Annotated in this window: 13 protein-coding genes; 6 read left to right on the forward strand and 7 right to left on the reverse strand. The window is 73.8% G+C overall.

Going from position 1 to position 21827, the window contains the following annotated elements; translation table 11 throughout:
- Nucleotides 1-6: 6 nt before the first annotated feature.
- On the reverse strand, nt 7-2112 hold the full coding sequence (locus tag FXF51_RS10155; RefSeq protein ID WP_148434017.1) for a fibronectin type III domain-containing protein: 2106 nt from the start codon (nt 2110-2112) through the stop codon (nt 7-9).
- A 166-nt stretch (nt 2113-2278) separates the two neighbouring features.
- On the opposite strand from FXF51_RS10155, the gene FXF51_RS10160 reads away from it, so the two are divergent.
- The 3 genes from FXF51_RS10160 to FXF51_RS10175 are packed head-to-tail and all read left to right on the forward strand — an operon-like array spanning nt 2279 to nt 8190.
- On the forward strand, nt 2279-3478 hold the full coding sequence (locus FXF51_RS10160; protein WP_148434018.1) for a hypothetical protein: 1200 nt from the start codon (nt 2279-2281) through the stop codon (nt 3476-3478).
- Entirely contained in the window at nt 3478-4761 is a 1284-nt protein-coding gene (locus tag FXF51_RS62485; protein ID WP_262379394.1) for a hypothetical protein, read from the forward strand. Before FXF51_RS10160 ends, FXF51_RS62485 begins: the two co-directional genes overlap by 1 nt.
- A gap of 42 nt (nt 4762-4803) precedes the next feature.
- Complete coding sequence (locus FXF51_RS10175) at nt 4804-8190, forward strand: chromosome partitioning protein ParA (RefSeq protein ID WP_411268352.1); 3387 nt, start codon at nt 4804-4806, stop codon at nt 8188-8190.
- Nucleotides 8191-8499: 309 nt separating this feature from the next.
- Here FXF51_RS10175 and FXF51_RS10180 read toward each other — a convergent pair whose 3' ends face one another.
- Nucleotides 8500-9831 carry a citrate synthase gene (locus FXF51_RS10180; protein ID WP_148434019.1) on the reverse strand — a complete coding sequence of 444 codons (1332 nt, stop codon included), beginning with the start codon at nt 9829-9831 and terminating at the stop codon, nt 8500-8502.
- Between the two features lie 73 nt (nt 9832-9904).
- Between FXF51_RS10180 and FXF51_RS10185 the strand changes: the two genes are divergently transcribed.
- Nucleotides 9905-11122, forward strand: coding sequence for a LeuA family protein (locus tag FXF51_RS10185; protein WP_148434020.1), 1218 nt, complete (start codon nt 9905-9907; stop codon nt 11120-11122).
- A gap of 27 nt (nt 11123-11149) precedes the next feature.
- On the opposite strand, the gene FXF51_RS10190 is transcribed toward FXF51_RS10185, so the two are convergent.
- Both FXF51_RS10190 and FXF51_RS10195 read right to left on the reverse strand, forming a co-directional pair.
- Nucleotides 11150-12571, reverse strand: a complete 1422-nt coding sequence (locus FXF51_RS10190) for an NAD(P)/FAD-dependent oxidoreductase (RefSeq protein ID WP_148434021.1) — start codon at nt 12569-12571, stop codon at nt 11150-11152.
- 76 nt (nt 12572-12647) lie between these two features.
- On the reverse strand, nt 12648-13934 hold the full coding sequence (locus FXF51_RS10195) for an MFS transporter (protein WP_148434022.1): 1287 nt from the start codon (nt 13932-13934) through the stop codon (nt 12648-12650).
- Between the two features lie 99 nt (nt 13935-14033).
- On the opposite strand from FXF51_RS10195, the gene FXF51_RS10200 reads away from it, so the two are divergent.
- On the forward strand, nt 14034-14666 hold the full coding sequence (locus FXF51_RS10200; protein WP_187414289.1) for an HAD family hydrolase: 633 nt from the start codon (nt 14034-14036) through the stop codon (nt 14664-14666).
- 197 nt (nt 14667-14863) lie between these two features.
- A complete protein-coding gene (locus tag FXF51_RS10205) occupies nt 14864-15493 on the forward strand; it encodes a dihydrofolate reductase family protein (protein ID WP_148434023.1) in 630 nt (209 codons plus the stop codon).
- A 98-nt stretch (nt 15494-15591) separates the two neighbouring features.
- On the opposite strand, the gene FXF51_RS10210 is transcribed toward FXF51_RS10205, so the two are convergent.
- From FXF51_RS10210 to FXF51_RS10220, 3 genes are read right to left on the reverse strand one after another with little or no spacing between them, the layout of a single operon-like run.
- Nucleotides 15592-16482 (reverse strand): NAD-dependent epimerase/dehydratase family protein, encoded by an 891-nt coding sequence (locus FXF51_RS10210; RefSeq protein WP_148434024.1) that lies wholly within the window; start codon nt 16480-16482, stop codon nt 15592-15594.
- Nucleotides 16483-16508: 26 nt separating this feature from the next.
- Nucleotides 16509-20681, reverse strand: a complete 4173-nt coding sequence (locus FXF51_RS10215) for an AAA family ATPase (protein WP_148434025.1) — start codon at nt 20679-20681, stop codon at nt 16509-16511.
- On the reverse strand, nt 20682-21791 hold the full coding sequence (locus FXF51_RS10220; RefSeq protein WP_148434026.1) for an exonuclease SbcCD subunit D: 1110 nt from the start codon (nt 21789-21791) through the stop codon (nt 20682-20684).
- Between the last annotated feature and the right edge of the window lie 36 nt (nt 21792-21827).

Here is a 21827-nt window from a genome sequence, read left to right on the forward strand (position 1 = left end):
CCCTTCTCAGTCGGTGCACTCGAAGAGCGGCCCCTCGGGGAAACCGCCGTCCGGAGTCGCCACCAGGGTGTCGTTCAGGTAGCCGTTGCCGTACTGGCTCTCGATCCTGTTCCAGACGTCGCTGCTCTTGCCCGTCGAGGAGTCGGTGTAGGACGTGCCCTTGACCTGGCAGATCACCGTCAGGGTGATGTACTGCCCCTGCGGGATCCTGCCCGCCTCACCGCTGGCCGACGGCCCCGGCCGGATCAGCGTGTTGGTGTCGTTGTTGCTGGCGTTCTGGTACTGCTGGCGCGGGTAGGCCAGGTCCGCCTCGGCCGTGGCCACGTCGGGGCTCTCGCCGGCGGCGTTCCTGGCCTTGAGCTTGAAGGTGTGCTTCTGGTTGTTCTTGAGCCCGTCCACGGTGAACGACGTGCCCTTGATGGCGCTGCTGGTGACGGCGCCGGTCAGCTCGTACGTGGTGGCGTCGTCGGCGCCCTCGGGGGCGGTCCAGGTCAGTTCGGCGCCCCGGTTCCTGGCCTTGGCCGCGAACCCGGTGGGCGAGCCGGGCGCGACGCACGGCCGCACCCCCGCGCTGGGCTCGGACTCGACCTCGCCGCCTGGCCAGTGCGCGACGACGGTGAAGGTGTACTCGTTCGCGCAGTCGCCGCCCGTGAACTCGAACTGGAACGGCCCGTCCGCGTCCGCCGACTGCGGGGTGGACCTGCCGTCGCCTGAGGTCCGCAGCGTGTACCGCTCGACCTCACCACCGTTCGACGGGCTGAAGGTCACGGTCACCCTGCCGGGGCCCGACCTGGCGGTCACGGCGCCGGGCGCGGACGGCGCGGTGGCGGACGGCGTGGGGCTGGGGCTCTTGGCGGGCGCCTCCCTGGTGGGGGTGGCGCTGGGCCGTTCGGGGGTCTTGACCGGCTCCTGCTCGGGCTCGGGGTCTGGATCGGGCGGGGTGTCGGCGCGGGTGGGCTCGGTGCGCGGGGTGGGCCGGGGCTTGGGGGTGCTGGACGGTCCCGGTACGTCGGAGTCGTCCTTGTCGACGTCGTGCTTGCGGCCCTCGGGGTCGATGACGACGGCCTTGTCGCCGTTCTCGTCGTTCGCCCAGAGCAGCCCGTCCTTGACGAACACGTCCACCGGGCCGGGCCGCTGCGCCACCTGGAGCGTCGTGGGGCGGCCGCCCGCCGCGCTGTCCCAGACGATCAGCGAGCCGCTGCCCTGGTCGGGCACGTACACCTTGGTGCCGAGCACCTGCGGCACGCCCAGCTTGGCCGGGTCGGCGGCGGTGAACCTGGTGCTGAGCACGGAGTTGGAGCCCGTGTCGATCACGACGAGGAGGCCGGAGTCGCCGGGCGCGAGGATCGGCACCAGGGGGCCCTCGGTGGTGGCCGGGGTGAGCGCGCCTCCCCTGGCGGCCTGGGCGACGCCCTTGGGCAGGGTGATCTCGCCGACGCCGCCGTCGGAGCCGATGATCGTGGCGGTGGCGGCCCTGGTGTTGACGACGACGGGCAGGCCGCCGGCGATGGTGATCGACAGCTCCTCGCCGGGCTCGCCGACCTTGACCGGGCTCGCCGCCGTGCCGTTCGTGACCGGGACGACCTGGCCCTGCGCCGTCACGGGCACCCACAGGCGGCCCCCGCCGTCGATGCGGGCCGCGCCGAGCGGCGCGGGCAGGGTGAGTGCGGCGCCGCGGGTGTCGAGGGTGGCGGGGTCGATCTGCTGGACCTTGCCCGCGGCCGGGTCCACGGCGTACGCGGTGTCGCCCGCCATGGCGAGCTGCATCCCGGCCGCGCCGAAGTCGCGGGTCTCGGTCACGGTGAGCTGGCTGGGCTCGACGCGGCTGACGTAGCCGGTGCGGTCGTCCACGAGCAGGACGTTGCCGCCGTCCTGGACGACGCGGAGCTGCCTGCCCGCCTTGTCGTCGAGGTAGCCGTCGACCTCGCCGGACAGGCCGTTGACGTGCACGATCTTGCCGCGGGCCTTGGTCCACAGCCACGCGCCGACGTCGGCCAGCTTGGGGTTGGCGCTGGAGACGCCCACGCCGAACCACGCCGCCGCGGCGACCAGGATCACGGCCGCCACCCCGGCGATCACCGCCGTGGCACGGTCGCCTCGGAGCACGCTCACCTGCCTACCCACCCCGGTTTGTACGACTAGGGAGCGTTGCGCCCCGGAATACCGGGGATCACCCTAGCGCCCGGACGTCCCTTACGTGTATGTACTGGCTGGTAGCCATGGGAGCGCCGGTGCGCGAGTTCCAAGAGTGTCGGTGTGAAGCCGTACCTTAGAGCCCGTGTCCGAACAGCCCCTGACCCTCGACTCCGTCCTCACCGACGAGGCGGTCCTGTCCACCTACCGCCGCATGTTCGCCGCGCTGGCCCGCGACAGCGGGGCGGTGGTCGACGATCCGGCCCTGGTCGACATCGCCGAGACGCTGTTCGCGGCGTTCGCGGAGGCGGGTGAGGAGTGGCTGACGCACGAGCAGATGCGCTTCGCCTGCCGCGCCTACCCCACCGACCAGTTCGACAACCGGCTGCGCGTGCTCAAGGGGCTCGGCGCGATCCGCGAGGTGTTCCCCAAGCCCAACCAGCTCCGCTACCGCGCCTCGTTCACCAGTGTGGTGGGGCTGATGTTCATCAGGCGGATGATGGACGACGGCGGCCAGTCCGAGATGCACCGGCTGCTCGCCCTCGAAGACCTCAACGTCGCCGACCCGCGCACCACGATGGAGGAGGCCAGGCAGAGCGCGCTGAACATGGCGCGTGCGTTCCGGCTGTGGGCGCTGGAGCTGATCACGCTCACCACGGGCACCATCGAGGAGCTGCGCGAGCAGGCGCCCAAGCTGTGGGGCACCGAGGAGATCGCGCGGCGCGCGCAGGGCCTGCACGGCACGATCCTGACCCGCTGGCCCGAGCTCGACCGGGTCTGCACCGACCTGCGGGCCGCCATCTACGCCTACAGCGACGCCTCGCGCCGCGCCGCCGGCCGCCTGGCCGACTCGGCGGGCACCACGCGCAACCTGACACTGCTGCCCACCGAGACGTGGCGGACGTTCGCGCAGACCGCGTCCAAGGAGCGCCTCGCGGCCGTGCTCGACGGGTTCGTCTTCGACGCGCCCGCGCCCTGGCACGATCCCGCCGCCATCGCGCGCGCCGTGGACGAGGCGCCGCGGCCCGCGCCCGCCCAGCCCACTCCCCCGCGCTCCACGCTGCCCGACCCTGGCCCCGAGTCCTCGCTCGACTCCACGCCGGGCGCCGCGATCGAGCGGCTCACGCAGATGGCCGAGTCGCTGCTGGGCGACGCCTCGCGGGTGGCGCTGGGCGACGTGCTCGGCTCCGCCGACTGGGTCGCGGCCCGGCGCGTCCTGGCCGACCTGACCACCGTCGACCTGCGGCCCGAGCTGCCCTACCGGCTCACCTGGTGCGACGGGCTGAGCGTCGATCCCGGCCGCGAGCCCGCCTGGCTCTCGCACGGCTATCTGGAGCGCAGCTGATGGACCAGCGACAAGCGGCCGTCTCGCACGCGCTGGTGCGCGCCCACGGGCCCGCCCGGCTCGGCGCCGGAGTGCTCGCCGCCCCCGGCATGATCCGGCTGACCAGGCCCGACTCCACCGGCGACGCCCTGCCCGTGTGGCCCGACGGGGTCACGCCGTCCCTGCTGGAGGAGCACCAGGTGGCGCCCGTGGCCGTGGAGCGGTCCGGCGAGACGCGACGGGTGCTGGCGGCGGTGCTCAAGTGCTGCTGGACCGACCTGTCGGTCGATCCGTGGCCCGGCGACCCGGCGCCGGTCGAGCTGGTGCTCGACACCTACCGGGAGCTGATCGGGCGCACCGACGACCTCATGCGCAACTGGGCCAGGGGCGCGCTGCGGCGGCTGCACGACTCCGCCTGGATCGTGATGGACGACGGGGTGGTGCTGCTCGGGCCACGGTGCGCGCTGTGGCCGGTGGAGGCGCACGCGCAGCTCCAGGAGCTGGTGCGGCGGCTGCCTGAGCCCGAACGGGCGGCGCTGACCGTGGTGGGCGACGCCGAGATCGTCGCGGCCTCCCGGCCGGCGGAGGTGCCGGCCGATCCGGTGGCCGGAGGGCGGGTCGAAGGCGGGGCGGCCGAGTCCGACGACCTGCTGGGCGGCTACGACGAGCGGCGGCGGGCGGAGCTCGTGGCGGCGTTCATGGTGGTCGAGCACGCGGCCGAGCCGGTGCAGGAGGTGCGCTTCGCCGCGCTGCGCGACCCCGCGCTGCGGCGCACGCTGGGCGAGATGCTGGCCAGGCGCGGCCGTACGCTCATCCAGCACCGCGACCGCTGGACCTCCGGCTACGACGACGCCGTCGCCGGCACGATCGGCGCCCTCGGCACAGCCGGTGCCGTCGCCGCTCTGGACGCCGCCGGCACGCCCGGCCTCGCGCGCGGGTCGCTCGGCGTCGCCGAGCGGGCGGTGCTGACGCTCGTCCTCGTGCACTCCGTGGCCATCCCGCGCGCCGAGGGGCTGCTGCCGGAGGACTCGTGGCTGTCGCCGCACCCCACCCCGGCCGAGGAGCTGCGCCGGCACACCCAGCTCCCGATCGGCGAGCTGGAGTCGGCGTTGCGGACGTTGCGGCACGCGGGGCTGCTCGGCCAGGTGAAGGCGGGCGAGGAGGCCGGCGGCTACGTGCCGGGGCCGCAGTTCCACCGGCTCACGGCGGCGGCGCGGCGGCGGTTGCAGGAGGAGCTGATCCTGGCGGCGGGGCCGAACACCCCGCTCGCGGCGGCGGTGCTCGCCAGGAGATCGGCCCGATGAGGCTCAGGTTCGTGCTGGACGGAAGGGTTACGGGGGGTTCAGGTGTCGCAGGTGGAGAACGTCGTCGGAGACCGGGTGCTGATCGCCATGCAGGCGGTCAACATCTCACGGCTCTCGACCCATCCGGTGCCCACCGTCCCCGGCACGCTCATCGTCGTGGCAGGCGCGGGTCCCAAGGACTCCAACGGGGCGGGCAAGTCGTCGTTCATCGCCTCCATCACCGCGCTGCTCGGTGACGAGCAGTGGCGCTTCGCCTCGGGGGCCAAGGCGGTCTCTGAGCTGCTGTTCAACGCCGAGCTGGCGAGCGGGGCGGGGGCCCGGCAGTGGGCCAGCGCCGATCACGGGTACATCGTGGGGGTGTTCGGGCCGCCCGGCATGAACGGCTTCGAACCGGCCCCCGTCACCTCGGATGAAGCCCCGGTGACGGACGGCGAGGAGTTGTTCGACGTGCCCGACACCTCGGGTGGCGCGCTCACCGTCTGGCTGAAGGTCAACCAGGAGGCGCCGCACCTGGAGATCCGCTGGCGGGAGGGCGTGCACCTGGCGGCGTCCCCGTCCGAGGCCGAGCGGGTGGCGCGAGCCGACGAGATCTGGGCGTCCCTGCCCAGGTCGGCCGGGCGCCGCGACGTCGTGGCCCGCGACCTGACCAAGGTCCTCTACGGCGACAAGGTCAGGTGCGTGTCGTTCCTGTCCACCTCCGTACGCAGCAAGGTCGCCACCAACCTGCTCTCCCAGCCGCTCAACGAGATCTCCCCCGAGCGCGTCTTCGAGGCCATCGCCGCGCTCACCGGCCTGGACGCCGAGCTGGAGCAGGAACGCGAGGCCCGCCGCGACGAACACGCCAAACGGGTGCGGGCGGCGCAGGCGGCGGACCGGCTGGCCGAGTTCGAGGCGGAGTCGAAGGCTCTGCTGACCACGTTCGATAGGCGGGACCAGGCGCGCGTCCGGCTGGCCGACGCGCTGCGCTGCTGGCGCGGGCGGCAGGCGCGCAAGCTGGCGGACGCCGCGAGCAAGGACGACGCGCTGGCCGCCGACCTCGAACGCCACCGCGCGTCGGGCGAGGCGGCGGCCGAGGCGATCGCCATGGTCAAGGCCGAGATCGCCACCCTGCGCGAGGACACTCTCGACCGGCAGGTCTCCCAGGCCCGCAAGGACCTCTCGGCCATGCAGGCGCGCGCCGCCAAGCTCGACGCCGACCGCGCCGTCGCCGAGAACTCCGCCGACGAGCTGCGCGGGCTGATCCCCGCGCTGGAGGAGTCCCGGCGATTCGCCGACGGGCGGGACGTGCCCACGGCCGAGCGGGAGCTGGGTGAGGTGCGGCTGCGGCTCAACTCGGCGCTCAAGGCGCTGGGCGTGGCCGACCAGGAGGTGGCCTCTGCGCAGGCCGCCTTGGACGACGCCGAGGGCGGGCCGGCGGCGGCCCAGCTCAACGCGCTGGCGGCGGCGGGGATCGGGGCGACCGGGCTGCTGGATGCTTTGGACGTGGCCGAGCAGGCCCGCGACGCCGCCCACACGTTCCCGGGGGGCCGGCTGGGCGGGCTGTCCAGGACGAGCGTTGGCGCCGGGGCGGGCGCTGGGGGCGCGGGCGCTGTTGCCGGTGCGGGCGCTGACGCCGATGCGGGCACTGGCGCGGCTGCCGGTGCAGGCGCTGACGCCGGTGCGGCCACTGGCGCGGCTGCCGGTGCGGGCGCAGGCGCGGGCGCTGCTGATGGGGAGGCGCTGGGCGCGGCGCTCAAGGCGCGCTACGGCAAGGGGTCCGGCACCGTGCCCGAGGTCGCGTCCGGCGTGGCGTCCGAGGCGGCGTCCGAGGCGGGGTCCGGCACGGGGTCCGGCGCGGGGTCCGGCGCGGGGTCCGGCGCGGGGTCCGGCGGTGTGTGGCAGCAGGGTGGCGGGCTGGCGTTGGGTGAGCTGCGCGGGTGGCCGAACGAGCATGCCGTGATCGTGGATGCCGCCCACCTGGACGAGGCCGCCGCCGCCCTGGCGGAGCTGCCCGGGTCCGTGCTGGTCAGCGCGGCCGGGGTGAGCGTCGTGGGAGCGTTCGACGGGGTGGCGACCGGCCGGGAGGCCCGGATCAAGGCCGCCGAGCAGCGCCTCAACCGGGCCAAGGACGTTCAGGAGAGCGCGGCGCAAGCCGTACACGACGGAGAAGAGGCGGTCGCGCAGGCGCAGCGGCGGCTGGAGGGGGCCAGGGCCGGGGTGCGGCTGGCCGAGGTGGAGGCGAAGCTCGGCGAGCGGCGGGCCAGGCTGAGCGAGCTGAACGCCGCCATCGAGGAGCTGACGCCGAAGGTCGCCGAGGCCGAGCGGCAAGCGGGGGCGCTGGACTTCCGCGCGCGTACCAGGGACATGGAGATCGAACGGCTGGAGGGCCGCCGGCACCGGCACGAGTCCGAGCGGGCGCAGGCCCGCGAGCAGGAGGCGAAGGTCGGGACGGAGCGGGAGGCGCTCAGGCTCGACGCCTTGGCCGCCGACTGGGGCGGCACGGTGGAGACCGCCCGCGAATGGCTGGAGGCGCTGCCCGAGGAGGAGCGGCCCAGGGCGGCCGAGGAGTGGTGGCGGGTCGCCGAACGCCATCTCGACCAGGCGTTGCGCGACACGTTCCCGTCGGAGGACGAGTCGGAGGTGCCGGAGGAGCTGCGGTTCCTGCTGAGCGAGCGGGAGGGCAGCACGGCACGGGAGCAGGCCACGTTCTCGGCGGTGTGCGGGTCGCTGGCGTCGTACCTGCGGGGGCAGGAGGAGTACGAGCGGCACCAGCGGCGGCAGATCGAGGCGCAGATCGTCTCCCGCCAGCGGGACCTGTCGGCGGCGGCCAGGGGTGCGGAGGAGGCGGCCCAGTCCACGGCCGTGCACCGGGCGGCGCTGACGGCGGCCATCAAGGCGCGGCTGACGCGGGTGGCAGAGGAGTTCGACAAGCTCGACACCTCCTACGGCGGTTACGGCGCGACCCTCGAGTTCCCCGTGCCGCCGGCTCCCGCCGACCCGGAGCAGCGGTGGCAGTGGCGGGTGACGCCGAAGTGGCGGCGCGGCGAGGGGCAGGGGTTCGTGCCGTACAACCGGCGAGCGAACACGGCGCTCATGGACGAGAAGGCCGTCAAGCTGGTGTGCGCGGCGGCCATCGCGTCGTCCGGCGGCGGGCACCTGTGCCTCGTGCTCGACGAGCTGGGGCGCAACCTGGGCAAGGAGCATCGGCGGGAGGCGGTGGCGCTGTTCAGGAGGATCGGGGAGACGTACGGGATCACGGTGATCGGGGCGTTGCAGGACGACATGGAGCCGTACGCGATCGACGCCTGCGGGCAGTACATCAAGCTGCGGCGGTCGTCGGACGCGATGCCGTACAACGATCCGCCGGTGATCGTGGGGCATGATCAGCATGCTGAGAGGGTGCGGGCGTTGGCGGCGTACGTGGATCGGGGGGCGCCTGCGGTCGTGTGAGCGGGCGAGCAGGACGCGTCTCGGGCACGCCCACATCTCGGGCCCACCCGCATCTCGGGCACGCCCGCATCCTGGGCACGCCCGCATCTCAAGCACATCCGCATCCTGAGCACGCCTGCATGCTGGGCACGCTCGCGTCTCGGGCGGGCTCGCATCTCGGGCACGCTCGCGTCTCGGGCGAGCTGGCGTCTCGGGCACGCTCGCGCCTACGCGCCTGAGATGCGGGCGCGCCTGCGTCTCGGCACGTCCGCATCCCTACGAGCGCGCCGAGACGTGAGCGTGTCATTGCGAGGAGAGGCGGAGGCGGTCTTACTTGATCGGCGGGCCGGTGTAGGAGGCACGGAGGCGGAGGAGGGCGCCGCGTTCGTACTCCTCCATGGCGTGCGCCAGCCACCCCGCCACCCGCGCCACCGCGAAGATCGCCTCCCCGGCGCCCGGCACCATGCCGCTGACGGCGGAGAGGGTGGCCAGGGCGAAGTCGATGTTGCGGTCGGGCAGCCGGCGGCGCCGCATCTCCGCCAGCACGGCCTCACCGGCGGCGATCCCCCCGTGCCCCGGTGCGGCCCGCTTGACCAGGTCGTGCAGGACGGCGCCGCGCCCGTCGCCGTTCTTGTAGACGCTGTGGCCGAAGCCGGGGATGCGTTCGCCGCGCCGCACCCGTTCGGCGACGGCGCGGGCGGCGTGGCGAGGCTCGGCGATCTCGGCGAGCAGGCGTTCCGCGCCGTACGACGCTCCGCCGTGCAGGGGGCCGCCCAGGACGCCGAGGCCGGTGAGGACCACCGCGTACGGATCGGCCTTGGCCGAGGCGGCCACCCTGGCGGCCAGAGTCGAGGCGGCCAACTCGTGGTCGGCGAGCAGCACCAGGGCGGCTTCCAGGGCGCTGAGCAGGGCCGGGGTGGGCGGGTGCGGGCACAGGCGGGACCACAGGCGTTCGGCGATCGAGTCGCCCTGGGGGTCGGTCAGCGGGGGCAGCGCGTCCACCAGGCCGGCGATCAGGCGGCGGGCGGTGGCGGTGACCGAGGCCGGGTCGAGTTGGAAGCGGAGGGTGTCGGAGGCGCCCAGGACTGTGGTGATGACCTGGAGGCGGTCCAGGGGGAGGAGGTCGTCCGGTAGGCCGCGCTGGGCGGTGATGGCGGCGCGCAGGCCCTCGTCGGGGTCGCAGCGCCACGGCTCGCCGCCCCGTTCCCGGCGTGTGGCCGTGCTCGGCTCAGTGGTGTGGCCTGCGGGTGTCGTCGTGGCCCGATCCGCGCGCGAGTGCGCGTCCGGGTCGCCACCGCGCCCTGCGGACGTCGCCGCGCCCCGGTCGCCGCTCGCGTGCCAGACGGCCGGATCCCCGGTCCACAGCCACTCCGCGACCGTCTCGAACGAGGCAGTTTCCGCCAGCGCCAGCACATCGACCCCCCGGTAATAGGGCCGATCCACCCCGAGCGCCGTGACGGCCGACTCGATGACCAGTTCCGGAGGCTGGCTACGGGGCCGGCCTCGGCGGGCGAGGCGTTCGATCTCCTCGGCCGAGAAGAGGCTGCGCCGCCCGTCCTCACCGTGCCGCCGCCGCAACACCCCCCGGCTCACGTACGCGTACAGCGTGGCGGGCTTGACGCCCAGCCGTTCCGCAGCCGTGGCCGCGTCGATCCACTCCACCGCCGCACAGCCCTTCCATAGTTGACGAAAATCAATATTGATCCACGTTGAACGAGCGTGTCAACGTGAGGACATGCCAAAAGTTCACTTCCTCGACGTCACCAACCGGGACGGCGTGCAGACCGCGCGCACGGGCCTGTCGAAGTTCGGCAAGACCATGGTCAACTTCTATCTGGCCAGACTCGGGGTGGCGCAGTCCGAGATCGGCTTCCCGTTCCTCTTCCACGAGGTCCCGTACGTCCGGGCGCAGGTGGCGCTGGCGGAGGCCGGGGCGTTCGGGGAGCTGAGGCTGTCCGGGTGGTGCCGTGGGGTGCCGCAGGACGTGGAGAAGGCGGCGCCACTGGGGTTGAAGCACTACAACCTGTCCATCTCCACGTCCGACTACATGATCCAGAACAAGTTCCGCGGCCGGCTGGACAGGGACGCGATCATCAGGGAGATGACGGCGGCGGTCCGGGTGGCCAAGGGCGCGGGGGCGCAGACCGTCGGGGTGAACGCCGAGGACGGCTCACGTACGGATGACGGGTTCCTGCTGGAGTTCGCGCTGGCGGCCAAGCAGGCGGGCGCCGACCGCGTACGGTACTGCGACACCATCGGCGGCGACACCCCCGACCGGATCCGCGAGCGCTTCGCCAAGCTGGCCGCCGCCACCGCCATGCCGGTCGAGACCCACTGCCACAACGACCTCGGCATGGCCGTGGCCAACTCGGTGTCGGGCGCGCTCGGCGACCTCGACGCCGGGCAGGACGCGTGGATCAACACCTGCGTGAACGGCGTCGGCGAGCGTTCGGGCAACGCCGATCTGCTGTCCACGATCCTGGCCTTCCGGCACGGGTTCGGGCTGGAGTCCGCGCAGATCGGGGACGCGCTGAACCTGGAGTGGGCCCGCCGGTTCGGGCTGTGGGCGAGTTACGCGCTGGGGCAGCCGCTGCCGTACAACCAGGTCGGGGTGGGGCGCAACGCGTTCGCGCACGAGTCGGGGATCCACGCCGACGGCGCGTTGAAGGACCACGGCAACTACGAGTTGTACGACGAGGCGACGCTGGGCCCGTTCCCTGAGGACTGGCACGCGCGGCCGGGGCGGGTGGTGCTGACCGGCGAGTACGGCGGCAAGGCCGGGTTCCGGCACGTGATGGAGGGGCTGGGGGCGGAGGTGGCCGATGAGGAGGCTTCGTTCCGGCTGGTGCAGCTCTGCAACGCGATGACGGGCAGGCCGCTCACGGACGACGAGTTGCGTCTGATCGCGGCCTACCCGCGGGAGTTGTCGCTGATGTTCCCTGGTTATGAGTGAGCGATGGTCGCCGGTCGCGCGTGATCCTCACGCGGCCGGGGCCTGACGAGCGTCCGCTCCGGGCCGCTCAACGGCCTCAGCCGGACGGACGGTCGCGTCGACCTCAGCCGGACGGATGGTCGCGTCGGCCCGGTGGATGGTCGCGGCCGCCTGTCCTTCGGCCACCGCCTGCCGGAAGTCCTCGTCCGCGTGCTCGATGGCCTCCAGCCGCACCGTCTCCCGCCGGAACACCCCCGCCAGCAGCCAGTCGGCCAGCACCGCGGCCTTGTGCCGGGCGGTCGGCACCCACCCCAGGTGGTAGGCCCGGTGCGCGAGCCACCCCAGCACCCCGGTGAGCTTGATCCGGTACACCTGCGCGACCCCCTGGTGGTGGCCGAGCCCGGCGACCGAGCCGAGGTAGGCGTGCCGGTACGGCTTGAGCCGCCGCCCCCGCACGTACGCGACCAGGTTCCGCCCGAGCAGTTTGCCCTGCCGCACCGCGTGCTGGGCGTTGGGCGCGGTGTACTCGCCTGGCCGGGTCAGGTCGGGCACGGCGGCGCCGTCGCCAGCGGTGAACGCGTCCTCGACGCCCTGGATCGTCAGGTACTCGGTGGCGAGGACGCGTCCGGTGCGGTCCACGGGCAGGCCGCTGGCGGCGGCGAGGGGGCTGGGCCGGCCGCCCGCCGCCCACACGAGGGTGCCGGCGTCGATCTCGGTCCCGTCCGAGAGCACCGCCACCCCGCCGGCCAGCGAGGTGAGGCGGGTGCCGAGCCGCACGTCCACGGCGCGCTTGCGCAGCGCGTCCACGGTCCAGAGGCCGAGGTCGGCGTGCAGTTCGGGCAGGATGTGGTCGTTGGCCTCGACGAGGGTCCAGCTCAGGTCGGCGGGCTCGATGCCGTCGTGGTAGCGGACGGCCTCGTCGGCCAGTCCCTGCATCTCGGCCAGCGCCTCCACGCCCGAGAACCCGCCACCGACGACCACGAACGTCAGCGCCCTGCGCCGGATCTGCTCGTCGTCGGTCGAGGCGGCGGCGGCGAGCTGGGCGAGCACCCGGTTGCGCAGGTGCACGGCCTCGCCGATGCTCTTGAAGCCGACCGCGTGCTCGGCCAGGCCGGGGATGGGCAGCGCGCGGGTGATCGAGCCGGCCGCCATGACGAGGATGTCGTAGGCGATGGTCCTGGCAGGGCCCTGGACCGGCTGGAACTCGGCGCTGCGTGCCTCGTGGTCGACCCGGGTGACGCGCCCGGTCAGCACTCGCATGCCCTTGAGCACCTGCCCGAGCGGGGCGGCCACGTGGCGCGGCTCGATCGAGCCGCCGACCGCCTCGGCGAGGAACGGCATGTAGGTCATGTAGCCGCGCGGGTCCACCACGGTGACGGCCACCTCGCCTGAACGGACGAGCTTACGTAGCCCCATGGCCACGTACATGCCGACATATCCGCCACCGACGATCAGGATCTGCTTCCTCATTGCCCCGTCTCCTTTCGGGTTCTTCACCCCATGGACGGGACAGCGCCGCCGTTCGTGACACTTTCCGGCGAATATTTCAGAGCTCGCGGTCGCCGGTCTCCGGCAGGGCGAGGATGCACAGCAGGCTCAGCACCGCCATCGCGGAGACGTACACGCCGATCGCCATCACACCCAGCCCGCCGGCCTGCATGCCGGTGGCCACGAGCGGCGGCACGGCGCCGCCGAGCACGCCGCCGAGACTGTAGGCGACGGACGCGCCGCTGTAGCGGTACTCGGTCCTGAACAGCTCCGGCAGGTACGCCCCCATCGGCCCGAAGATCAGGCCCATGAGCGCGAGCGCCCCGGCCAGCGCCAGCCCGACCAGCACGATCGAGCGCGTCTCCATCAGCGGGAACATCACCAGCCCCCACACGATCGCCGCGACCGTGCCCCAGATGAGCGTGCGGCGGCGGCCCAGCCGGTCGGACACCAGGGCCGAGGCGACGGTCCCGGCCGCCATGAACACGACGCCGACCATGGTCAGCGCGAGCATCGTGGTGCGCGGGATCTCCAGGGTGTCGGTGCCGTAGGCCAGGCAGTAGGTGGTGGCGGTGTAGAAGAGCGTGTAGGCGATGGTCATGGCGCCGGCGCCGAGCAGGACGCGCCGCCACTGGTGCCGCATGAGGCCGGCGAACGGCACCTTGGCGATCCGGCGCTGGTCCATGGCCTGCTGGAAGACGGGGGTCTCGGAGATCTTCAGCCGCACGTACAGGCCGACGACCACCAGCAGCAGGCTCGCCACGAACGGCAGCCGCCAGCCCCAGCTCTCGAACTGCCCGTCGCTCAGCGTCGCGCCGAGGATCAGGAACAGCCCGTTGGCCACGATGAACCCCGCCGACGGGCCGAGCTGCGGGAACATCGCGTACAGGCCGCGCTTGCCCGGCGGGGCGTGCTCGGTGGCCAGCAGCGCCGCGCCGCCCCACTCGCCGCCGAGGCCGATGCCCTGCGTGAAGCGCAGCAGCACCAGCAGGACGGGCGCGAGCACGCCGATCGAGGCATAGCCGGGCAGCAGGCCGATCAGGACGGTCGACAGCCCCATCACCAGCAGCGAGACGACCAGCATGGACTTGCGGCCGACCCGGTCTCCCCAGTGCCCGAACACGGCCGAGCCGAGCGGCCGCGACAGGAACGCCACGGCGAACGTCGAGAAGGACGCGAGCGTGCCCGCCACGGAGTCCATCTTGGGGAAGAACGCGGTGTTCAGGACCAGGGCCGCGGCGGTGCCGTAAATGTAGAAATCATAGAATTCGATCGCGGTGCCGATGAGGCTGGCCGCCGCGACCCGCGACCGGCTGGGCGCCGCGGCCTGGGGGGAAGTCGTCATGATGTTTGTCTCACTATGCGGACGAGCGTCTTGTGAAGCGATACACAGACGCTATCACCTGCGCAATGTCACGTATCACCTTGCAGGAGGAGCGCAAAAGTGGCCGTCGATCTGGTGATCTTCGACTGTGACGGGGTGCTGGTCGACAGCGAGCCCATCTCCGTACGCGTCGGCACCGCCGCGCTGCGGCGGCTCGGCTGGGACATCGACGAGACCGAGTACGCCGAACGCTTCGTGGGCTGCACGAACGAGTACTGGGCCGAGCAGATCGGCCAGACCCCGCCCGGCTGGCGCGAGCAGGTCAACGCCGACTACGCCGCCGCCGTCGCCGCCGAGCTGTGCACCGTGCAGGGCATCGAGACGGCGCTGGAGCAGTTGTCCATCCCCTTCTGCGTCGCCTCCAACGGCCGCCACCGCACCATCCGCCGCAGCCTGGAGCTGACCGGGCTGTCGCACCTGTTCGACGGGCGCGTGTTCAGCGCCGAGGACGTCGCCAAGGGCAAGCCGGAGCCCGACCTGTTCCTGCACGCCGCCGCCACCATGGGGGCCGAGCCCGGGCGTTGCGTGGTCGTGGAGGACAGCCCGTTCGGCGTGACGGCCGCGATGCGCGCGGGCATGCGCTGCCTTGCCTTCGCCGGCGGCCTCACCCCGGCCTCCCGCCTGTCCGGCCTGGGCGCGACGCTCTTCCACGACCCCGCCAAGCTGCCCGGCCTGATCGCCTCCCTCGACTGACGCACCCCGCGCCGCCCGGCCACCCGCCCCGCCGCACTGCCCGTCGTGCTCGCGCTGCCCGCCCCGCCGCGCTGCCCGTCGTGCTCGCGCTGCCCGTCGTGCTCGCGCTGCCCGCCCCGCCCCGCCCCGAGCGGACGCGCCGCCCCCACTGACACGAGCCGCTCGGCACGGGCCGCCGCGCCACGTACCGTGAGGCCATGCCTTCAGGTACGCAACGTCCCTACGTGGTGGCCCACGTCGCTGTGTCCGTTGACGGGGCTACCACGGGATTCCAGCCTGACGTCACCAGGTTCTACCAGCTCGCCCAGACCTGGAAGGAAGACCTCACCCTCGCCGGGGCCGACACCATCCTCGCCCAGGAGCAGTCGCTGGCCGCCGCCGACCACCCGGGCCCGGCCCCGGACGGCCCGCTGCTGGCCGTCGTGGACGGACGCGGCCGGGTCAGCCAGTGGGAGGCGCTGCGCGCGTCCGGCCACTGGTGCGACGTCGTCGCCCTGCACTGCCGCGGCACCCCCGCGCGCCCGTCCGACCGGCCGGTGCGCGAGCTGGTCACGGGCGCCGACCAGGTGGACCTCGCCGACGCGCTGCATCTCCTCGTCCGTGACGACGGGGTCGGCGTCGTCCGGGTCGACAGCGGCGGCAGGCTCATCGGCGCGCTGCTGGCCGCCGGGCTGGTGGACGAGGTCAGCCTGCTCGTCCACCCGTTCCTGGCCGGCGAGCACGCCACCCGCTTCTGGTACGGCGACCGCCCCGCCGCCGCGCCCCTCACCCTCATCACCGCGCAGAGCCTGCCCGACGGCCTCGTCTGGCTGCGCTACCACCCCTGACCGGCCGCGCTGCGCCACCGCCCCTGACCGGCCGCATCGCGCCACCGCCCCTGACCGGCCGCATCGCGCCACCGCCCCTGACCGGCCGCGTCGCGCCGTCACCCCTGAGCGGCGCGGCTCCGGCCGTCCTCGTCCAGATAGTCGCGCCACGACCGCTTAGGCGCCCAGCCCAGCAGCCGATGCGCCTTGGCACAGGAGATCCCCGAGGCGTCCGGACGGGCCAGCGGCCGCAGCTCGATCCGGTCGCCGAAGTGCCGGCGCAGCTCGGCGGCGAAGTCGTGCCCGCCCGCGTTGTCCGGCGAGGCGATGTAGAACACCTCGTGCCCCGGCAGATCCGACTCGACGGCCAGCACGATCGCGTCCGCCAGGTCGTACACGTCGATGTAGCTCCACAACCCCGCGCCCATCACGGAGCTGTCGCGCACCTGCGGGCCGAGATTGCGCTCGTAGTTGCCTTCGTGCTGCACCCAGCTCGGCCGCAGCGAGATGCACCGGATGTCCGAGCGGCGCACCGCCGCGTCCATGAGCTGCTCGCCGAAGTGCTTGGCCAGCGCGTACGGGTCCTGCGGCCGGATCGGGTGCTCCTCGTCCACGGGCGCGTAGTCGGGCAGGAACGGCCGCTCGGCGAAGAAGAACCCGGGCACCGTCTCGCTGGAGATGTTCACGAACCGCCCGACGCCGAACCGCACCGCCGCCTCGATCATGTTGAACGTCGCCATCAGGTTGTTCTGGAACACCACCTGTGGCGCGTTCGCCGTCGGATCGGGGATGGCCGCCGCGTGCACCACGGCCTCCGCCTCACGGACGACGGCGAACGCCTGCCCCGCGTCCGTCAGGTCGGCCTGCACGTAACGCGGCTCGTCCGGCTCGTGCCGCTCCCAGACCGGTCGCGTCAGGTCGGTGGCGGTCACCTCGTGACCCGCCGCGACCAGGGCGCTGACGGCCGCCCTGCCGACCTTGCCGTGGGCTCCGGTGACGACGACGCGCATCGATGGCTCCTCGGGGGTTGTTGTTGTCAGACTCCCACGGCTCTGAGTGTGGAGCCTGTACGGGTCTTGGTCACCTTGAGCTGCGCCGTGATCCTCGACCGCAGCTCCGCCACGTGGCTCACGATGCCCACGGCCCGGCCGCCGTCGCGCAGCCCGTCGAGGATGTCGAGCACGCCGTCGAGCGTGTCCTCGTCGAGCGTGCCGAACCCCTCGTCCACGAACAGCGTGCCCAGCTCCGCGCCGCCCGCCTCCGCCGTGACGACGTCGGCCAGCCCCAGCGCCAGCGCCAGCGAGGTGATGAAGCTCTCCCCGCCGGACAGCGTGGCCGGATCGCGGTCCACGCCCGTCCACCCGTCGGCCACCCGCAGCCCGAGCCCGCCGCCCGCCCTGGCCCGCGAACCCGCCGTCTTGCGCAGGTCGTGCCGCAGCAGGTACCGGCCGCCCGACATGTGGTCGAGCCGTTCGTTGGCCGCCGCCACCACCTGCCGCAGCCGCTCCCCCAGCACGAACGACGACAGGCTCATGCTCCACTGGTTGTCGCCCGAGGTGCCGCTGGCCAGCGCCGCGATGCGCTCGGCCAGCCGGTGCCGCTCCGCGGCGGGCAGCCAGCCCTCGATCCGCGCCGACAGCTCGCCGTACAGCTCCTCCAGCCGCCGCGCCCGCGCCCGCGCCCGGTCGCGCGCGCTGGCCAGCCTCGTGTACGCCTGCTCCAGCCCATCCCGCTCGGCCCCGATCCCCGCCAGGTCCGGCGCAGGCTCGGCCGCCGCCGCGATCAGCTCGGGGTCGGCCAGCACGCCCGTCACGGCGGCGTGCTCGTCGTCCAGTCTGCGCAGCAGCTCGGCCTTGCTCTCCCGCTCGGCCACGCTCCTGAACGCCGCCTCCGCCTCCCGCACGTCGCCGAACCCGGCCTCGTCCGCCGCCTCCTCGGCCGCCCGCTTCGCCCGCTCCAGCTCCTCGCGGGCCGCGACCGCCGCCTGCGTGGCCTCCAGCGCCTCCCGCAGCAGCTCCGCCTCGTCGTTCAGCCTCGACAGGCGGGCGGTCAGGGTGGCGTCGCCGCCGCGCGCCGCGTCCAGCCGCGCCGTCAGGCGGCCCGCGTCGCCGCTCAGCTCCTCATGCCTGGTACGTCCCGCGGCCAGCCGCGCGGTCACTCTCCGGCTTCGTTCCTCCAGCTCCTGGCGTTCCCGTTGCAGGGCCGCCGCCTCGCCGGACAGTGCTCGTTCCCTGCCCGCGGACGACTCCAGGCGTCGCAGCTCGCGCTCGGCGACGGCCAGCACCCGCTGCCCGTCCACCTCGCAGGACCGGCGATCGGCATCCCCTTCGCCACCGGTCACCGCTTCGGGCGTGCCCGCCTGCCCTGCACCGGCCGCCACTCCCAGCGCACCGTCCCGATCGGCGCCGGTCGCTACTCCCAGCGCGCCATCCCGCTCAGCGCCGGTCGCCGCCCCAGGCGCACCGTCCCGCTCAGCGCCGGTCGCCGCTCCCAGCGTCCCGTCCCGCTCGGAGCCGGTCGCCGCTCCCAGCGTGCCCGACTCCGCGAGCTGCCGCCGGACGCGCGTACGTTCGGACTCAAGCTGCCGCTGGTGCGCACGATGGGCGGCCAGAGCCTCGGCGATCTCCCTGACCTGGTCGCGAACCCGTTCACGCTCGCCCTCAACCCGCTCGACCGCGGCCACCAGCCCAGGCTCCCGATCCGCCACCCCCTCCAGCCGGAACACCTCCTGCTCGGCCGCCTCCACCCGCTCCCCCGCCGCCACCACGTCAAGCCCGCCGGTGGCCTCCACCGCGTCGGCGTGCCGCGACTCCAGCGACGCCAGCGCCCGCTCGGCGGCCTCACGCTCGGCCAGCGCCGCCTCATGCGCGCCCTCGGCCTCGCTCTCGTCATCGGCGGACGGAGCGCTCTCGGCGGGAGCGGCCGGATGCGGGTGGTGCTCGGAGCCGCAGACCGCGCACGGCCGCCCGTCGGACAGGTCGCGCGCCAGCTCGGCCGCCATGCCGTCGATGCGGGCCTGCCGCAGGTCGAGCCAGCGTTCGCGCAACGCCTGCGCCTGGTCCACCAGCACCTGGTGCGCGGCGACGGCCGCCTCCAGCTCGGCGGCCAGCGCCTCCCGCCGGTGGGCGGCGTCCAGGGCGGCCCTGGCGGCGTCGAGGCTCGCGGTCGCGGCGGGGATGGCCGCCGCCTGCGCGCGCACCTCGGCCAGAGCCGCGCCGGCGTCCGCGAGCCGTGCGGGCAGCTCGGCGTCGGCGGCGGCCACCTCGGCCTCGCGCTGCGCCAGCGCGTCCAGCTCCACAGCCAGCCTGGTCAGCTCGCCGTCGATCTCGATCAGGTGGGTGGCGGCGTCGCGGACGGCTCGCGCGGCCGGGATCCTGGCGGCGTCCACCCGCGCCTCGGCGAGCCTCGCCTCTGCCTGTTCGATGAGCCCGGGGAGCGCGGCCAACCTGGCGGCCATGGTCTCGTCGGCGCGTACCAGATCGGCCAGTTCCTGCTCCACCCGCAGCAGGTCGCGCCGTACGACCGACAGCCTGGCCTCCTCCGTGAGGAGTTCGGACAGGCGGGCGATCTCGTCCTGCCTGCGCCGTTCCAGGGCGGCCAGCTCGGCCACGGACGGCTCCCCCGCGAACGCCCCGGCCCCGGACTTTCCGGTCGGCGACTTTCCGGTCGCGGACGGCCCGATCCCGGACGGCCCGATCCCGGACGGCCCGATCCCGGACGGCCCGATCCCGGACGGCCCGATCCCGGACGGCCCGATCCCGGACGGCCCGGTCGCGGACGGCCCGGTCGTGGACGGCCCGGTCGTGGACGGCCCGGTCGTGGACGGCCCGGCGGGGTCTTGGTCGGGCGAGGGGCGGGTGGCGGGGAGGAGGGGGCGGGCGCGGGCGAGGGCGTCGGCGGCCAGGGTGCGGGCCTTGGTGGCCGCCTCGGAGCGCTGGCGGGCGGCCGTGACGAGCGGTACCACGCGGTCCGCTCTGGCGGCGTCGTCGAGGATCGCTTGCAGGTCGGCCCGTTCGTCCGCGCGCTCGTCAAGGGTGCGGCGCAGGGTGAGCGCCTCGGCGTGGCGGCGCTGGCGGTCGGCCAGCGCGGCGGCCCGCTCGAAGCGCGTCCGCGCCGCCCGCAGCTTCTCGCCTGCCATCGCGTGCTCTTCGTCGGCTCGCTGTACGACGGCACGTGCGGCGTCGAGCAGGGCGCCCGCCCAACGCAGGGGGTCGGTGTCCGGCGTCGGCACCTCATCGTCCACGCCGCCCCCGTCTTGGGAGTCACCGGACGGGCTCGGCTGGGCCGCAGCAGGCACGTCGAAGAGGGCCTCCGGTTCCCCAGCAGCGGCCACGACGCCAGGCGAGCCGGCAGGGGACGCGGCAACCGGCGACGCGGCGGGCGGCACGGCGGGCGGCGCAGCGGGCGGCGCAGCGGCCGAGCCGGTGGGTAGCGCGGCGGCGGACCCGGCGGGCGAGGCGGATGGCGCGGTGGGGGGCACGGCGGCCGAGGTGGCAGGCAGTGCGGTTGGTGGGGTGGTGGTCAGGAGGGCAGGGAGGTCGTCGCCGGCCACTTCCTCAACCCGCTTGACCGCGAAATCCACCTCCTGCCGCAGCTCCTGCGCCTCCCGCCAGGCAAGCTTCCGATTCTCCGCCAGCCAAGACTCAGCAGCCGTGAACACCTTCACGCTGAACAACCGCTCAAGCAGCTTCGACCGCTCATCCCCGTCGGCCCGCAGAAACCGCGCGAAATCCCCTTGGGGCAGCATGGCCACCTGGCAGAACTGGTCGGCGTTCATCCCGAGCAGCCCGCCCACCAGATCACCGGCCTCGTCGAGCCGCGTGGTCAGCCCTTGCCAGTCGCCCCCCTGCCACTCCGACAGCACGACCTTGGACTTCTCCTCGGTGACCCCTGACCCGCGCAGCTTGGGGCGCAGCCAGGCCGGGGAGCGCTGGACGCGCAGTAAACGCCCCCGGACGGTCACCTCCAGCGTGACCGACGGCCCCACGGTCGGCGGGGCGTGGTCGCAGCGCAGGCTGCGGGCACTGTTGCGCTGCCCCGGCACCTGCCCGTAGAGGGCGAAGCACAGGGCGTCGAGGATGGTGGTCTTGCCCGCCCCCGTGGGCCCGTGGACGAGGAAGAGCCCGGCCGCCGAGAGGGCGTCGAAGTCGACCGTCTCGGTGCCGGGGAAGGACCCGAACGCCGTGAGCGTGAGCCTGTGCGGCCGCATCTACGCCATCGTCTCCTTCACCCTGGACGCCTCGATGGCCTGTCTTAGCAGGTCTTCCTCCTCGGGTGCGGCAGGCTCGCCGCGTACCTCCCGAACGAAGTCGAGCGCGACCTCCGCCTCGGGCCGCCCGCTCAGGCGTACGGGCTGGGCGGCGGGGGCGCCGCCGGCCGGGTCGAAGGAGAGGGCGAGGGTGTGGGGGAAGCGGGCGCGCAGCCGGTCCATGGCGGATTTCGGGCGGACGGCGTCGGTGAGGACGACCTGCAGCCAGTGATCCTCGTAGGCCGTGTAGGCGGGCAGGGTCAGCAGGTCTTCCAGCTCGCCGCGCAGCCGGCCGACCGGGCGGGGCACGGGGGCGGGGACGAACTCCGCCCCCTCCCCCAGCGTGACCAGCCACGACCCCTTGAGGTGGCCCACCTCGGAGAAGGAGTAGGCCAGCGGCGAGCCCGAGTAGCGCACGGTCTCCGACATGCGCTGCCGCCCGTGCAGGTGGCCGAGCGCCACGTAGTCGACCCCGTCGAAGGCTCGCAGCGGCACGTGCGCGACCCCGCCGACGCTGATGTCGCGTTCGCTGTCGCTGGCCTGCCCGCCCGTCACGAAGCAGTGGGACAGCACCACCGACGCCCGGTGCCGTACGGCGTCGGCCCTGATGCGGGTCATGGCGCACGAGATGGCGGCCGTGTGGCTGCGGTCGGGCAGCTCCCACGCGGCCCGCACCAGCTCAGGCTCCAGGTAGGGGATGCCGTAGAAGGCGACGCCGTCGATCAGCACCGGCTCCCACGACCGGTCGGGCCAGGTGCGCACGTGCACCCCCGCCGCCTCGAACAGCTCCGAGCCGAACCGCAGCCGCAGCGCCGAGTCGTGGTTGCCGCTGATCAGCACCACCCGCGCCCCGGCCCCGCGCAGCCGCCCGAGCGCCTCGTCGAGCAGGGCGACCGCGTCGACCGGCGGCAGGGCGCGGTCGTAGACGTCGCCGGCCACCGCCACCACGTCGACCCGCTCGGCCCGCACCGTCTCCACCAGGTGGTCGACGAACGCCGCCTGCGCCGCGAGCAGGCTCTCCCGATGGAAGGAGCGGCCGAGGTGCCAGTCGGAGGTGTGCAGGATCCGCATGTCGCAGGAAGCTAACAGGTCTCACCGACAAATGAG

Origin of the sequence: Nonomuraea sp. PA05, from assembly GCF_008086045.1 — a bacterium.
Lineage (GTDB): Bacteria > Actinomycetota > Actinomycetes > Streptosporangiales > Streptosporangiaceae > Nonomuraea > Nonomuraea monospora.

Excerpts from the sequence above, each read along its gene's own strand:
- FXF51_RS62485 (WP_262379394.1), top strand. The coding sequence starts at position 3,478 with ATGGACCAGCGACAAGCGGCCGTCTCGCACGCGCTGGTGCGCGCCCAC.
- FXF51_RS10185 (WP_148434020.1), top strand. The coding sequence starts at position 9,905 with ATGCCAAAAGTTCACTTCCTCGACGTCACCAACCGGGACGGCGTGCAG.
- FXF51_RS10190 (WP_148434021.1), bottom strand. The coding sequence starts at position 12,571 with ATGAGGAAGCAGATCCTGATCGTCGGTGGCGGATATGTCGGCATGTAC.
- FXF51_RS10195 (WP_148434022.1), bottom strand. The coding sequence starts at position 13,934 with ATGACGACTTCCCCCCAGGCCGCGGCGCCCAGCCGGTCGCGGGTCGCG.
- FXF51_RS10205 (WP_148434023.1), top strand. The coding sequence starts at position 14,864 with ATGCCTTCAGGTACGCAACGTCCCTACGTGGTGGCCCACGTCGCTGTG.
- FXF51_RS10210 (WP_148434024.1), bottom strand. The coding sequence starts at position 16,482 with ATGCGCGTCGTCGTCACCGGAGCCCACGGCAAGGTCGGCAGGGCGGCC.
- FXF51_RS10215 (WP_148434025.1), bottom strand. The coding sequence starts at position 20,681 with ATGCGGCCGCACAGGCTCACGCTCACGGCGTTCGGGTCCTTCCCCGGC.
- FXF51_RS10220 (WP_148434026.1), bottom strand. The coding sequence starts at position 21,791 with ATGCGGATCCTGCACACCTCCGACTGGCACCTCGGCCGCTCCTTCCAT.